This window comes from Verrucosispora sp. SN26_14.1 (assembly GCF_004307965.1).
GTDB lineage: Bacteria > Actinomycetota > Actinomycetes > Mycobacteriales > Micromonosporaceae > Micromonospora.
Genome location: NZ_SISL01000004.1, coordinates 47064 through 61170, shown reverse-complemented (window position 1 = coordinate 61170; position 14107 = coordinate 47064). Strand labels below are relative to the sequence as shown.

Genomic DNA, 14107 nt, shown 5'->3' with positions numbered 1-14107 from the left:
GCCCCACGCCGCGCCCGCGACAGTCCGGACGGCCACCGGCGCGGCGGGTGCTGAGGCGGCACACCACCAGCAGTCCCGGGCTTCGCGTAGGTCGGTGGCGGTCGCCCGCTGCTCATACGCGCTGCCGAGATTGACCAGCGACCGGGACCAGCCCGGCGACCCTGGCTCGGCCGCCGCGACCGACTCGGTACCCAGCCGGACGGCGTCGTCCAGGTCCTGTGGCTGACGGGTGCGCTCGAACCGGCGCAGCAGCGCGAGACCCACGTTGGATAGCCGGCTGTGCCGCTCCGGGGCGCTGCCGTCGGTCTGATCGACTGCGTGGAGCCCATCGACGATCGCCGCATCGAGTTCGGTGAGGTCACCGTTACGCAGGTATCGGGTCTGCCGGATAACGCACATGTTGGACAGTCGAGCGGGTAGGGCGGGGCTGCGCGGCGGGGTGGCTGCGACCGCCTCCCGCATTGTGCTGATCGCCTCGTCGAGGTCGGCATCTTGTTCGGTGCGGGTGAACCGGGCCTGAAGGAAGAGGCTCAGGTTCGTAAGGTAGCGGGGCCGATCGGTGTGACCAATAGTCACCAGTTCGGTGGCCTGCCGGCCGACGGTGACGGCCTCGTCGATGTCCTCGACGGCGCCGTGCCTGTCGAAACGTGCCTGCAGCACGCCGGCCAGCGTCGACAGGCACCGGGCCCAGTCGGTGGGGGACTGGCCGGCGAAGGTGGCCGCCCAGCGGCCGTATAACACCGCCTGGTTCAGGTCGTCGCCGGCGCCGAACCGTTCGAAGCGGGTAAGCAGGCTCCCGGCCAGGTTGGACAGATAACGGCCCTGGTAATGGTCATCGGCAGCGGCGTTGGAAACCGCCTGCTGCTGAACCTTGACGGCCGCGTCAAGGTCGTGTCGTGCGCCGGTCGACTGGAAACGCAGCCGCAGCATCGCCCCAAGGTTGCTGCTATAACGGGCGACGCCGGGATGCCCGGCGGGTGCGGTAGCGAGGGCGTCACCGGTCACCGTGATCGCCTCGTCGAGGTCGGCCCAGGCGCCGGCGAGGTCGTATCGGGCACGCAGGGTGTTGCCCAAATTGATCTTGATACCGAAAACCCGCGGATGCCTGGCTGGTACCACGGCAACAGCCCGCCGGTGCGCCGTCAGCGATTCGTCTAGGTCACCGCTGTCGCCGGTTGCCTCGAACCTGGTCCGCAACGCCGAACCCAGACCCGACAACCGTGCCCCGAGATCCGGGTCGTCGAGGTCACTGTGGTCGACGGCCAGGCGCGCCTGGCGTACCGCCTCGGTGAGGTCGGCGAGGTCTCCGGTGGCCTCGTAGCGGACGGTTAGGGCCTGAGCGAGGTTCGCGGCGTGCCCGGCCGAGCCGGACCCGGACGCGGCCTGAGACAGAGAGCGGACCGCGTCGTCGATGTCGGCGGGCATCCGGGTATGCCCGAACCGGGCGAGCAAGGCGGTGCCGAGATTGTTGAGCAGGTCGGCCTGCAGTGGTCCGGGCTCGACGGCCGCGGTTCGGTACAGCTCAATTGCCTCGTCGAGGTCGGCCACATCGCCGGTCGCCTCGAACCGCTCACCCAGCGCTGCACCCACGTTGATCCGCCCTGCCCGCACGGTCGCCTCTGCGCCCCAGCGCAGCGCGACGCGTCCGGCTGCAATCGCCAAGTCAAGCAATCCCCGTCGCTGGAACTCGGCGCACGCGTCGACTGCGGCGATAGCGGCCACCGGTCGCAGCATCATCGGCACCACCTGCGGTTCCTCCAGGGCGACGGCCAGGGCCACAGCGCCGGCATGCCGCTTCGCAGCGCGTCGGCCCTCCGACGTGGCCACAGCCAGGGCCCGGCAGTGATGCAGGCAGGCCGCCACGATCAACATCCGGTGCCTTAGCTGCGTCCCCGCGGCTCCGGCGGAGTCACGGACGAGGCGCTCGGCAAGCGATTCAGTGCCCGCTGCGGTCACCCCGGTGTAGTCGCCGGCGGCGAAGGCGGCGAGCCGCCGTTCGGCGTCGGGTAGATCCTCAGCGATGGTGGCACCCCGATCGATCTGGTGGTCATCCCGCTTCTAGCATTACCACGGGCTGCCACCAGCCGGTAGCGTTCCGATCGTGGCACGCGATGAGCCGGACGCTCGGGAGGTACTGCTGGCTCGGGTCGAGGCGAGAGTGGAACGGTACGCGATACCCTCGACAGCGCTCACGTCCTCAACCCGCAAGCGGCTGCCGAGGCAGCCGCCCTGCTGGCCATCGTCGACCGAGCAGAGCATCTGGACGCAGAGGTAATGCTCGCGGTGGCCTACCTGCATTGGGTACGGGCCGACCACGTCGACGCCGAGGCAAAGGAGGCGAGGTCGCCATCGCCGTGCCGTTGTTCGCCGACCTGTACACGCTGGATCCAGGCTTGCTGCCGCCCTCGCTGCATGCGCAACTAGACGAGGCCACCGGCATTCGGGCCTACCGGTCGTGGGAGCAGACCGGCGATCCTCAGGCGCTCGACGAAACGGTGGAACTGCTACGAACCGCCTGCACCGAAGGTGGCGAAGGGCCCCGACGGCTGTCCAACCTGTCCAGCACGCTGCGGCAACGGTTCCTGCTCACCGGGGACAGGTCCGACATCGACGAAGCAGTCGTTGTCGGCTGCGGAATCGGTACGCCGCGCGGAGTCCACCGACCCCAATCGGGGCGCGTGGCTGTCGAACCAGGGCAGCGCCCTACTGGCCCGTTTCGGCCACTCCGGTGACCCGGCCGACCTGGACACCGCAGTGGCCGCGCTGCGGGCGGCGACCGCCGCTGCCCCGGGCGGCGTCTACCTGTCCAACCTCGCGGCGGCCCTGATCACTCGGCACACCATCAGTGCGGACTCGGGAGACTTGACCGCGGCGCAGGCCGCAGCCCGTGCGGCGGTCACGACGACCAGAGTCTCGCCGATGCGACGGCGGTGCTCTGCCTCGTGCTGACCCGCGGCTACGACGTGTCCGGTGACCCAAACATCCTGGCCGAGGCGATCACCGCCGGCGAACAGGCGGTACGTCTGGGCGGTGGCCCCGAGGCACTGACCAATCTCGCCGTTGCGCTGGTGAACCGGTACCTGCTGACTGGCTTTGTCGCTGATCTCAACACCGCTGTCGATCTCGGCCGGCAGGCGGTGGCCGACAGCACCGCCGCCGGACACGCCATCAACCTGTCCAACCTCGCCGACACTCTGCAACTCCGCTTCACCGCTGGCGCACCCAACAACGTCCTCGACGAGGCGGTCGACGTGGCCGCGAAGGCCGTGGCGGTCGCCGGACCCGACGACCCGGGCCAGGTCACCTATCTGGCCAACCTTGGCGCCGCCCACCTGACCCGGCACGAAATCACCGGCCACGACGACGACCTGGAGGCAGCGCTGGCCGCCGCCCGATCGGCGGTGGACGCGGCCGGGCCGGCGCACCGGGCTCGGCCCTTGGCCGAGATCACTCTGGGTCTGGCGCTACTCGCCGGGTACGAAACCGACGGCGCACCGGCCGACCTGGACGAAGCGGTTCTTCTGACCCGGGCCGCTGCTGCCGCTGAAACCGGTGTCAACGACCGGATCAGCTGCCTGGGCAACCTGTACGCCGCCCTGCAGCAGCTGTTCGCCCGGGACGGCGAACCAGCCCTGCTCGACGAAGCGGTGAACGCGGCCGCGGAAGCGGCACGACTGGCCGGTGGGACCGCGCACGCCGCTGTGACTCAGTCGAACCTGTCCGCCGCCCATGGACTGCGGCAGGAGGCGACAGGCGCACCGGCCGACGTAGAAGCGGCAGTGGACGCTGCGCAGCGCGCGGTCGCCGCGACAAGTCCTGGCGACCGCGCCCTGGCAGCCCGGTACGGCAACCTTAGTGCCGCCCGGCTAGCCCGGTTCACTCAGTTCGGTGCCCTGACCGACCTGGACGACGCGATCACCGCCGCCCGGCAGGCGGTCGCGGTCTCCACCGTTCCCGCCGTCCTGGCGACCTCCCGGTCGGGACTGGCAGCGGCCCTTTACCACCGGTTCACCGTCGTTCAGGACTGCGCAGACCTGGACGAGGCAGTGGACGCCGCCCGCGCCTCTGTCGCGGGTTCTCCCAAAGAGGCACCGGAGCGGCCTGGCCGTCGCGCCAACCTCGCCAGCGTGCTGATGGTCCGCGACCGCCCCGACGACCTGGATGAGGCCATCGAGCAATTCCAGGAAGCGGTCGCGGCGGTCTCCGGTGCGCCGGTCCTGCGGGCCGCGCTGCAGTCCAATCTCGCGCATGCGCTGAGCCGCCGGCACATGCTCACCGGCTCGGCTGCCGACCTGACCGCTGCGATCAGCGTGGGACGCGAGGCGCTGGAATCGGCGGGCAGCCGTCCAGTACCGGATCGGGCCACCTACCTGGTCAACCTCGCCCGCGCGCTGCACCTGTACGCCGAGCGGAACGATGACACCGCGGCCACCAGTGAAGCACTGAACCTACTGGCACAAGCGGAAGCGGCGGCTGAAACACCGGCCGAGGACCGACTGACCGCAGCCGTCGAACGGGGCCGCATCGCAGCCGTGGCCGGCAACTGCGAGCAGGCCCGCGCCGGATACTCGGCGGCAGCCCGATTGCTGCCCGACGCCGCCTGGACCGGACTGGACCGCCGCTCCCGGGAACGGCACCTGACCGCACCACCGCAATCGGTGCCGACGCTGCGGCCTGGCAGCTGACGGCGGCGGACATACCGGCTGCGATTGAGCTGCTGGAACTGGGCCGGTCGGTGCTGTGGACCAGCCTGCTTGATCAGCGGCCCGACCTGTCATTGCTGAAACACGAGCACCCAGAGTTGGTCCGGCGCCTGGTCGAGGTCGGTGCCCGCCGTCACCTACTGCACTGACGCCAGGACTGACCGTTTCCAGTTCGGCGTCGACCTGAGGCATCCGGTGGAACAGATGGGATGTTTGACTCTGTGGCGCGTCGTGGTTCACTTGGCTATCGAGCGCTTGGGGCAGAGACCCGCGCGACCGCGTTCGGGTAGCTCGGGCTGGTGCTCGGGCTTTGCCGCACCCAGCTCCAGGAGCATGGCCTCAGCTGCGTTGATGTCGTCGACTGTGAAGTCGAGGTGTGCTTGCTGGGGCACACTCTGTTCCGGCCAGCGTGGTGGCTGGTAGTCGCTAACTCGCTGGAAGCCGATGAACAACCCGTCTTCACGGGTGAGCCCGGCGAACTCGTCGTCGGACTTGGGATGCAGTGCGAGTCCGGTGGCCCGCTGGTAGAACGCGGCCAACTCCAGGGGGTCGGCGCAGTCGAGCGTGATCGCCGCGAGAGTCAGCGTCGAGCGCACGTGCCACTCCTTCATGACGATGTGCCGACAACGGGAAGGAGTGTAGGGCGGCGACAACGCACGGATCTGCCGCAGGTCGGGCGTCACGTTGCGTGAAAGGCGCCGGGGTGGGTCGGACGCTCCGTCGTGCCGTGTGTTCGGTCGGCCCATGCTGGCTGCTGGGGCTCGTCGTTGTGCAGGATGATGTCGGCGTGATCGGTCGGGCGGACCGTAGTGAAGTAGAACTTTTGGGAGGGGATGTACCGCTCGCGCCAGCGACGTTCGACCTCAGCCTGAGATGACACCCGGCTCTCTCGGATCACGGCACGATCCACCGTCGCGTCGAGGGCGGTCGACACGAAGATGCGCAGATCCCATCGGTCTATCAGTTCCGGACGCATGAGGAAGACGCCGTCGAAGACCAGCACGGCGTCGACGGGCGCGGTAATGACCGCTGGGGACAGGACCGAGTCCGAGGTGTGGTCGTAGACGGCGAGTTGGATGCGTCGATCTCCGTCCGGGCCGAGTGGATCGAGCAGAACCCGGTTCAGCGCGTCGTGGTCGTGGGTGTCGAAGTAGCAGCCTTCGGCCGAGTACTCGCCGCGCGGATAGCGCTGAGCCCGAGGGAAGAGGAAATCGTCGATTGTCGCCCGGATGACGTCCCGGCCCTGTGCGCGCAAGACGACGGCCAGCTCGTCGGCGAGCGTGGTCTTGCCGGCGGCGGGCGGTCCGTCGATGGCAACTCGCATCGGGTGTGCAGCCGTGACGGACCAGACTGCCGCGGCCAGGCGGCCGAGCATCTCGTCGCGGGAGCCTCGCTCCATGCCATTGCCCCGTCCTACCCGCGCGGTCGACAACCGCATCATCCTCTGCATCGTAGGATGCCGGTTGGTCAGGCTGACTGCCTTTGATCCGGTATCCGCACATGCCGCAGATCGTGCGGCGGGAGCTGTCGATCTGGCCGGATGAAGTGGCTGCCCGGTTTAGCGACGGTGGGCTGGCACGCCGTCGTCTGGTGTGCCAGGATCCTGCGGTGGTCGTGATCGAGATTGTGATGGGTGACATCACGCGGGAGCACGTGGACGCCATCGTCACGGCCGCGAACGAGTCACTGCTCGGTGGCGGGGGTGTGGACGGCGCGGTTCACCGCGCTGCTGGGCCTCGCCTGGCGCAGGCCGGGGGTGCGATCGGCCCCTGCGAGCCGGGCGACGCGGTGGCTACCCCGGCGTTCGACCTCGACCCGCCGGTGCGGCACATCATCCATGCTGTCGGGCCGATCTGGGAAGACGGCGGTCACGGTGAAGCCGACCTTCTCGCCTCCTGCTACCGCAGGAGCCTGCAGGCCGCCGACGAACTCGGCGCCCGTAGCGTCGCCTTCCCGGCAATCGCCACCGGCGTGTACGGCTTCCCCGCCGACCAGGCCGCCCGGATCGCCGTAGCAACGATCAGGTCCACTTCGACAAACGTCCAACTTGCAAGACTCGTCGCATTCGACGACGACACCCGCAAGCACCTACAAGCCGCAGTGACAGCCACGGGCTGACCGATCCGGCTCTGCCGCTGCCTGCCGCGGCACCAGATTCACGCCGTCAGGGAGGCTTCCAGATCGCGGCGTGTGAGGGCGGCGCGGAGCTGTAGCGCCGCGGCCGCCAAATTCTCACGGCCGCCCTGCTCGCGGTCGATAGCGCAAACCACCGTCTCCACCTGGGCTCCGATTACGCGTAGCTTCCGGCCCGACGCCAGTAGTGCACCTCCGGTGGTCACGACGTCCTCGATCAGTACGACACGCCGGCCGTCCACGGGGCCGCCCTCGGCGGCCTTGCTGGTGCCGTACTCCTTGGCTTGTTTCCGGACGAAGACGGTGGGCAGCCCGGTCAGCTGTGACATCACCGTGGCAAGGGGGATGCCGCCCATCTCCATCCCCGCCAGCACATCACACTCCGGCAGCAAGGCCACCATCGCTTCGGCGACCTCACGCAACAGATCCGGCTGTCCCTCGAACAGGTACTTGTCGAAGTACTCCTCGCTGACCTGGCCGGATCGGAGACGGAACCGTCCGGTCAGGTGGCAGGTGTCGTAGACGCGACGTGCAAGCGGGGAAGTCACCCGTTCAGCCTCGCATCTCGCCGGGATTGAGCCAGCATCCCCCTCAAGGGCATCCCCCTGGAGGTGCAGGAGGGTCTGCTCGGTGGGCTATAGCGCTTGGAGCCAGCGGGTGTGGATGTCCTGGTAGCGGAGCGGGTCGACGGCTGCCGGATCGAGCGCGGCTGTGGCGACGGCGGTTGTTCGGGCTCAGGTTGAAGGCTGCTTTTTCTATCGTCTCTGCTGTCGAGTCCGTACTGGCAGGTAGGCGGCAGTGGTCCCTGCGAGGCTGCCGAGGGACAGGGCGACGACCAGCGGCAAGAACACGTCCCACGGCGCCCGCAGCCCGCCTGCGACAACGATGCCGATCACCAGGCACGCTACCGCCGCGCCCACGAAGAAGAACGCCACTCGCAGTCGGTGTCCCCGGCGGACGCGGGGTGTCCCAGCGGCGGCCAGGCCGGCTATGCCCGCGTGTTCCGCCCACCCGAAGCCCACCGCCACCAGGCAGATCACCAAGCCGATGATGACGCCCAGCAACGAGTGGCACGCGGTACTGCGCAACGCCCTGGATAGCGGCGGATCAGGAATACCTGACCCCCCACTGAAGATGAGACGCCCGGCCCGGCCGTATGTCCAACCCTGCACCACCGAACCCGCAGGCTGCGACTCGCGTTGCCCGGGGGCACCTGCATTCATCAGCCCAGTGTCAGCCGCCCATCAGCCGATGTCGACCATGCCGACGCAACGGAAATCCGCCACACTCCCGTCATCCGCTCATGCCGCGATCCACATGCTTACCGGGATCATCGTGCGTCGTGCCTGTCCCGGCGTACGGAGCCGGACAGGAGGACGAAGTTCAGCCGATGATGGCGGCGAGATTTGGGTTCGCAGCTCGCGTCGTCGTCGACGGCTGCGGTGAGCAGTCTGGCGGTTGCTGAAAGAGCTGGGACTGCAGTTTCACCTGCCAGTTCGTCGGGAGCCGGGTCGCCGACCGCTACCCGTAGACCCAGAACTGCGGCGTCGGGTCGGCTGATCAGCCGGTCCGTCGACGGCACCGGGGCTGGAGAACGACACTGAAGGCGCTGCAGGACGGGAAGATTTCGGTGGCGGCCATTGCGACGCCGCGATCTGGGCTCCGGTGACCGGCAGGGTGGGCGAGATCTGGTCGAGTAAGCGCTGCGCCAGGGTGGCGTCGATCTCGACGTCTGCGCTGATGCGAACGTCGGCCTCGGTCGCCAGGTCCACGACGTCGTCGCTGGTGAACGCATCAGCTCCGAGAGTACTCAGCCGTCGCGCGAACTCCTGGACATTGATCATTTGCTGCCTCATCGTCGGATTGTTGATTGTTCACCGTAACCCCCGCTTCGGTCGGTGGATCCTGCGCCCGCCGTGCGGGCCACTGGGCCGACAGTCGGCGCCGACAACTGCGACCGCTGCGCGGAAGTCCGCAACTCTTCGGTGAGCTGATCGCGGGCCTGCAGGGTCGTCACGCTCTGTGTTGCCCATGCTGTCCCGCGACGCCCGGAAATGCCGCGACCGGCGTGCGGAGTGGTGCTCCACCGTTCACTGGCTGGTGGCGTGTGGCTCCATCGATGTGATCGCGCCCGCTGCGTCAGCTGCCTGGCGAGCAGCCGCATCTCGGCCGGCGTGCCGATGATCCCGCTGCTGGTGAGCATGTCGAATGCGCTGACGGCCTCACTGATCGAGGCTCCCTGCCTACGGAACTCATTGAGAAGACACCTTCGCGGCGAGCGGCTGGTATCCGGATCAGCTCGCAGCCGGACGAGACCAACGCGAGCTACCAACGCGGTCCGCAGCGTCGCAGGAACCTCGCCCCAGCCATTCGACTCTGTGGCGATGCCGCATCCGCTGCACCGAGTCGAGACCGCCCAGGCGACCCTGTGTTCGGCGACCGCCTTGTCAACGGCACCAACTGCCGCAGCACCGCACTCCGCACACGCCTCGACCAGCTCGCGTCCGATCGACTCTGCCCCGCGCCCCGACACGTCGGCGGCAACGGCTTCGGACTGCCGCAACGAGAGACTGGGACCTTTCGACGCCGGTGTGCCGCGACCCATGCAAGCGAGGGGCACCGGTGGGAGCAGACTGAGCAGCATGAACCTCGAAGAGTTCGACGCACTGGTTGAGCCGCTGCGTCAGAAATCGGCGGCCTCGATTGCCGCGTACGGTTTCACGCTCATCGAGGGACGCACCGCCACCACGGCCGAGATTGACGATCTAGAGAAGCGGCTCGGCGTGACGTTGCCCGAGAAATACAGGTCCTTCATGATGCGCTACGGCGGCGGCATGGTCGGCTGCGTCGAACTGTTCCCGATCGCCGGCGGCGACTCCGGTGACGACGTCAAGTCGGTCAACGACCGGGAGTTCCCTGAGCGGACATTCATCGCGATAGCGCCGGTGGGTTCTGGCGACTACTGGGGGTTCCCGGTCGATGATGGCAACTGCCGCGACGAGGTCTGGTTCCACTTCCACGACGGCGGCGACCCGGAGCTCGAGGCGCCCGACGTCCTGGGCTTCGTCGCGCGCCGTGGACTCAGGTTGTAGCCGCCGGCCCATACGCTTTTGCCCACTGGCACGTGGGAGTGCGGTGCGCCCGTCGTCGGCGACAGCCGAACTTCGCTGGCGCAGACGTTCGGCTTTGCTGGGGCAACGCGTGTCGGTGTTTCACGCGGAGGCGCCCGGAATCTTGCGGCGGCGTGGGTCGTGGCGGTTCGGGGTGGCTGGCGTGAGGTTACCGTTGCCGGTGTCGTCAAGGTGCGCTCAGCCATCGCTGAGCCCGGCGTACTTTGACGTCGGCGCCGGACCTCTGGGCTGTCGCCAGGAGGCGTCACCGCAGCTCTGCCGGGACTTTGGCGATGTCCATTTCCTGGTGGGTGCGGGCTTTCCAGCCGCACAGATGCCGTACCGCGCCAGCATCGATGTCGGTGTTCTCGGGCTTGACCGGCGGGTGAATCTGCGGAGACCAGTCCACTGGCGGATGATCGACGCAGACGCGACAGACGGGGACCGGAGATGACCGCTGAACGAAATTTCGCCGACGTTGAAACCCTGACCCCGGTGATACGGGAGGTCTTCGGCACCGACCGCCTCATCACCGCCGTCGACCGCCTGCTCAACGGCACCAAGAAGGGCGTCTACCGCATCATGCTGGACGACGCCACGAGCGTGGTGGTCTATGTCTGGAACGCCGACGAGGACTACTGGCACGGGCTGCTACCGGATGGCCACGACGACCCGTCGAACCTCTTCGCCCACGCCTCCGGCATCGACTACTTCGAGGCTGCCACCCGTCGACTGGCATCGATCGGAGTCCGTTCGCCGCGGCTGTTGCTCGCCGACCGTAGCAAGGACCTGTACCCGGCCGACATCGCCGTCGCGGAGGACGTCCGCGGCGGAACGCTGGAAACGCTGCTGGAACGCGACCCGGACGCCGGCCGGCACACGCTCGCCCACCTTGCGGACATGCTTCGGCGCATGCACACCTACCGCGCACCGGCGTTCGGGCGTGTCGCGTGGATCGACAGCGGAGGCGCACCGCCGGACACGACCTGCGAGCAGGCCTACCTGGAACGCGCGCTGGTGAACATCGCCACCGCCGTGTCTCGCGACGCCCGTGCGGCCGAAGCCGAGGCGATGCTGGAGGAGAAACTCCGCACTCTGCACGCCGCACTCGACCCACGGGCAGAGCACGGCGTGGTCCACGGCGAACTCTGCGCGGAACACACGCTCGTCGGACCGGACGGGGAGCCCGTCATCATCGACATCGAGGGCCTGATGTACACCGACATCGAAGTGGAGCACTGCTGGATGCGGATGCGCTTCGGCCCGCACTACGCGATGCTCCGAAACCCGGACCTCGACCCACTGCGGGTCAGGTACTACCAGTACGTCATGCATCTGGATCTGGTCGGCGGCCCGCTGCGTATCGCCGAGGGCGACTTCCCGAACCGGGAGTGGATGCTCGACGTCGCGCACTTCCACCTACAGAAGGCGCTCACCTACGAGACATGACCCGACGGTGAAGCCTTCCAGGATCGTGCCGAAGTCGCCACCAGGCCCACCGACAGCACACTCATCTGCCGCGAACCCTCCTCGCCTACGGGGCCGGTGCCGGCGTCGATGCAGACTCGGACTGACGATGGGTACGTGTTCAGCGAGGCGGTGTGAGATTTGGCAGGCTCCTCGTCATGCGCCTGATGGACAGTCGTGATGTCGACCAGGCCGTGGCCGAGATGGTACGGGTACTCGCACCGCACCAGTCCGAGGACTGGCGGCGCCCGGGCCGGCACGCTCGACGGGAACTACGGGGAACCGCCGCCCATGTCGCGCATGACCTTCTCGCGTACGCCGGACAACTCGCTGCCCGGCCCGACTCCGCCTACCTTCCCGCCGACCTGGTGATCCGCGATGATGCGTCTCTCCACGACCTGCTGCAGACAGCTGCCGGCGCAGGATGGTTGCTGAGCAGCGCGTTGGCCGCATCCGACCCTTCGGTACGAGCCTGGCACTGGGGCCCGACAGACCCGAGCGGTTTCGCGGCGCTGGGCGTGAACGACTCGTGAGGATCGAGAAAGAACCGTGGCACGAAGGTTGCTTCGGATACGGTCACGCACGGGTCGGTAATCCCCATGAAGCCCATCCTGCCGTCCGTGTGCGAGAGCATTTCCGGGCCCTGCGCGGCATCCACCCCTGCTGTTGAGCACACACGACCCTTAACCGCTGCGCGTGATCCCTGTACGGAGAGCATCGACGGCCAAGGGCGTGGCCCAGGTCCCGCAGAGGAGTGTCCAGCCGCGCGGCTTCCTCGACCGTGGGCGGGGTGATGGCCGCGCCAGCAGCGGTGTGCACTCCGGCCTCGTAGAACGCGGCGTACGGATCTTCCGCGGTTGCGCGGTCGAGCCGCAGAACGATGTCATCCCGCACGCGGAGATCCTCATCGCACGTCCCGCGGCATGAGTTGGACACGGCCGGATGCGCGGATCTGCCGCATCCGGTCGTGACGCCCTGCAACGTCGCGGTGGGTGAAGTCGGATGTTCCACTCGGTGTCCAGCCCGGCGTCCTGCGGTAGATTCGCTGCCGCGACGGCCGAGGATGGGGAGGGCCAGCGGGGGATGGACGCCAGTACCGAGGAGCTGCGGGACGCGCACAACGTGCTGTCGGAGTGGTATGCGGAGAACCTGGTCGGAGTGTTGGAGAGCATGCCGGTCGAGCGCGCCATGCTCGATCTGTTCGCCGAGTTGACCTTGACCGTGGGTGTAGAGGTCGCGGACGTGGGCTGCGGCACTGGGCGGCTTCTTCCGTACCTCGCGGGTCGGGGTCTGTCGCCGTGCGGGGTGGATCTGTCGCCGGGGATGGTGGAGGTGGCGCGGCGGGAGCATCCGGGTTTCGGCTACGAGGTCGCCGATCTGCGGGAGTTGCCGTTCGGGAACGCGTCGATGGCGGGGGTGGTGTGCTGGTTTTCGTTGATCTTCCTGGCACCGGACGCCCGGGTACGGGCGTTTGCCGAGCTGGCCCGGGTCGTGCGGCCGGGCGGCTATGTGGTGGCGGCGTTCAAGCACGGCGACGGGTCCGGGCATCGAAACGGTCCCGGGAGCCCCGTCGGGAGTCTTGGCGTCGACTTCGATCGGTACTGGCTCTCGGCCCGGGAGATGGAGGATCGCTTCACCGCCGCGGGGTTCGCCTCGGTCTTCCAGGGCAGCACGCCACCGGAAGGGACGGAGCCCCCGTACGGGTACTTGCTGGTCCGCAAGACCGGCTCCACGAACACGTAGGGCGCGCATTCGCCGCCGAGCGGACGCGCTGCCTGCCGGCTGCCACCGTCACGCTGTGTGTGGCCGGACGGTGGGTAGGGCCGAAGTCCCCGACGTGTGGTGGGGGCGGAGTTCGTTGAGTGAGTCATCGCAGTGCTGCGGCGAGGTCGGTGGCGTTGTCGAACGTGGGTGCCGCCCGTTCGGTTTCGTCTTTGGTGAGCGTGACGGACTGGGCGCGGGCCAGCATCTCGGCTGCGGTCTTCGGATCGTGCAGCACTATCGCGAGTTCGGCGCGGTAGACCAGGACCTCTACCTGCTCGACCGGGTCGTCGTCGGCCTGTGGCCGGGCCAACGCGCTGTCGAGGATCCGAACGGCCTGTCCGACGTTTCCCCGGGAGTCGGCCTGCACGACAGCATTCGCCAGCGCCTTGGCCAGCCGCCCGGCAGGCGTGGTGGCCGGCATGGGCGCGGTGGGGGCGTCGCGGAAGACGCGGATCCAGTTGCCGCCCGGGTCGATGACGCTGAATCCGCCCACCCCGTCGGCGTTCTTCCGCGCTCTCGGCCGGGTCATCCGTGGCGTTCCGGACACCAGCACCTTGCCGTACGCGGCGCGCATGCCGGCGGCGAATGCCCGGTGCAGCCCCTCGATGCCCGTGGTGAGTACGAGACACGAGCCGTAGGACTGCTCCGGGTCGAATCCGGGGATCTCGAAGAACTGTAGATGCAGGTCTTCCCGCTGCACCGCCACACACGGGTGGGGCTTGCGCTGCTTGTACGTGGTGCGGAAACCGAGAACTCCGTAGAAGGTCTCGATGTCGTCGATGGAGGCACACGGCAGCAGGGGAACGGTCCGCTCGTTGGTCATGCCTCCTTCCTAAGCGTCGCAGCGGGTCCGTCGCCCATGAAAATAGCCGATCATCGCCGTCAGCCATCCGATCGACCGATGACCCAGAACGCACCGCCGCCGCACCA

Annotated in this window: 13 protein-coding genes; 7 read left to right on the top strand and 6 right to left on the bottom strand. The window is 68.2% G+C overall.

Translation table 11 applies throughout. The annotated features are described in order from the left end of the window. Nucleotides 1-1872 (bottom strand): tetratricopeptide repeat protein (locus EYA84_RS00890; protein WP_131051051.1); only part of this gene is annotated, 1872 nt, incomplete at its 3' end. Nucleotides 1873-2622: 750 nt separating this feature from the next. Between EYA84_RS00890 and EYA84_RS00885 the strand changes: the two genes are divergently transcribed. Together EYA84_RS00885 and EYA84_RS00880 are read left to right on the top strand one after the other, a co-directional pair. Further along, nucleotides 2623-2949 carry a hypothetical protein gene (locus EYA84_RS00885; RefSeq protein WP_131051050.1) on the top strand — a complete coding sequence of 109 codons (327 nt, stop codon included), beginning with the start codon at nucleotides 2623-2625 and terminating at the stop codon, nucleotides 2947-2949. A gap of 14 nt (nucleotides 2950-2963) precedes the next feature. Beyond that, complete coding sequence (locus EYA84_RS00880) at nucleotides 2964-4685, top strand: hypothetical protein (protein WP_131051049.1); 1722 nt, start codon at nucleotides 2964-2966, stop codon at nucleotides 4683-4685. Nucleotides 4686-4939: 254 nt separating this feature from the next. On the opposite strand, the gene EYA84_RS00875 is transcribed toward EYA84_RS00880, so the two are convergent. Together EYA84_RS00875 and EYA84_RS00870 are read right to left on the bottom strand one after the other, a co-directional pair. Continuing rightward, on the bottom strand, nucleotides 4940-5299 hold the full coding sequence (locus EYA84_RS00875; protein ID WP_131051048.1) for a VOC family protein: 360 nt from the start codon (nucleotides 5297-5299) through the stop codon (nucleotides 4940-4942). A gap of 83 nt (nucleotides 5300-5382) precedes the next feature. Then, the gene (locus tag EYA84_RS00870) at nucleotides 5383-6102 is read right to left on the bottom strand and encodes a cytidylate kinase family protein (RefSeq protein ID WP_131051058.1); all 720 of its coding nucleotides are present in this window, start codon (nucleotides 6100-6102) and stop codon (nucleotides 5383-5385) included. Between the two features lie 209 nt (nucleotides 6103-6311). Between EYA84_RS00870 and EYA84_RS00865 the strand changes: the two genes are divergently transcribed. Then, complete coding sequence (locus EYA84_RS00865; RefSeq protein ID WP_131051057.1) at nucleotides 6312-6821, top strand: O-acetyl-ADP-ribose deacetylase; 510 nt, start codon at nucleotides 6312-6314, stop codon at nucleotides 6819-6821. Nucleotides 6822-6859: 38 nt separating this feature from the next. Here the strand turns inward: EYA84_RS00865 and pyrE are convergent, their stop codons facing one another. Beyond that, a complete protein-coding gene (pyrE, locus tag EYA84_RS00860) occupies nucleotides 6860-7384 on the bottom strand; it encodes an orotate phosphoribosyltransferase (RefSeq protein ID WP_131051047.1) in 525 nt (174 codons plus the stop codon). 2094 nt (nucleotides 7385-9478) lie between these two features. Between pyrE and EYA84_RS32325 the strand changes: the two genes are divergently transcribed. Beyond that, on the top strand, nucleotides 9479-9928 hold the full coding sequence (locus EYA84_RS32325; RefSeq protein WP_161594873.1) for an SMI1/KNR4 family protein: 450 nt from the start codon (nucleotides 9479-9481) through the stop codon (nucleotides 9926-9928). A gap of 283 nt (nucleotides 9929-10211) precedes the next feature. Here EYA84_RS32325 and EYA84_RS32320 read toward each other — a convergent pair whose 3' ends face one another. Continuing rightward, nucleotides 10212-10355, bottom strand: coding sequence for a hypothetical protein (locus tag EYA84_RS32320; RefSeq protein ID WP_161594872.1), 144 nt, complete (start codon nucleotides 10353-10355; stop codon nucleotides 10212-10214). 41 nt (nucleotides 10356-10396) lie between these two features. Here EYA84_RS32320 and EYA84_RS00850 point away from each other — a divergent pair, with 41 nt between their 5' ends. From EYA84_RS00850 to EYA84_RS00835, 3 genes are all read left to right on the top strand, one after another. Next, nucleotides 10397-11395: a phosphotransferase gene (locus tag EYA84_RS00850; RefSeq protein ID WP_131051045.1), complete on the top strand. Its 999-nt coding sequence runs from the start codon at nucleotides 10397-10399 to the stop codon at nucleotides 11393-11395. A gap of 176 nt (nucleotides 11396-11571) precedes the next feature. Then, complete coding sequence (locus tag EYA84_RS00845) at nucleotides 11572-11946, top strand: hypothetical protein (RefSeq protein ID WP_236145525.1); 375 nt, start codon at nucleotides 11572-11574, stop codon at nucleotides 11944-11946. Between the two features lie 550 nt (nucleotides 11947-12496). Then, nucleotides 12497-13156 (top strand): class I SAM-dependent methyltransferase, encoded by a 660-nt coding sequence (locus EYA84_RS00835; RefSeq protein ID WP_131051044.1) that lies wholly within the window; start codon nucleotides 12497-12499, stop codon nucleotides 13154-13156. 124 nt (nucleotides 13157-13280) lie between these two features. Here the strand turns inward: EYA84_RS00835 and EYA84_RS00830 are convergent, their stop codons facing one another. Further along, a complete protein-coding gene (locus EYA84_RS00830; RefSeq protein WP_131051043.1) occupies nucleotides 13281-14000 on the bottom strand; it encodes a VOC family protein in 720 nt (239 codons plus the stop codon). Between the last annotated feature and the right edge of the window lie 107 nt (nucleotides 14001-14107).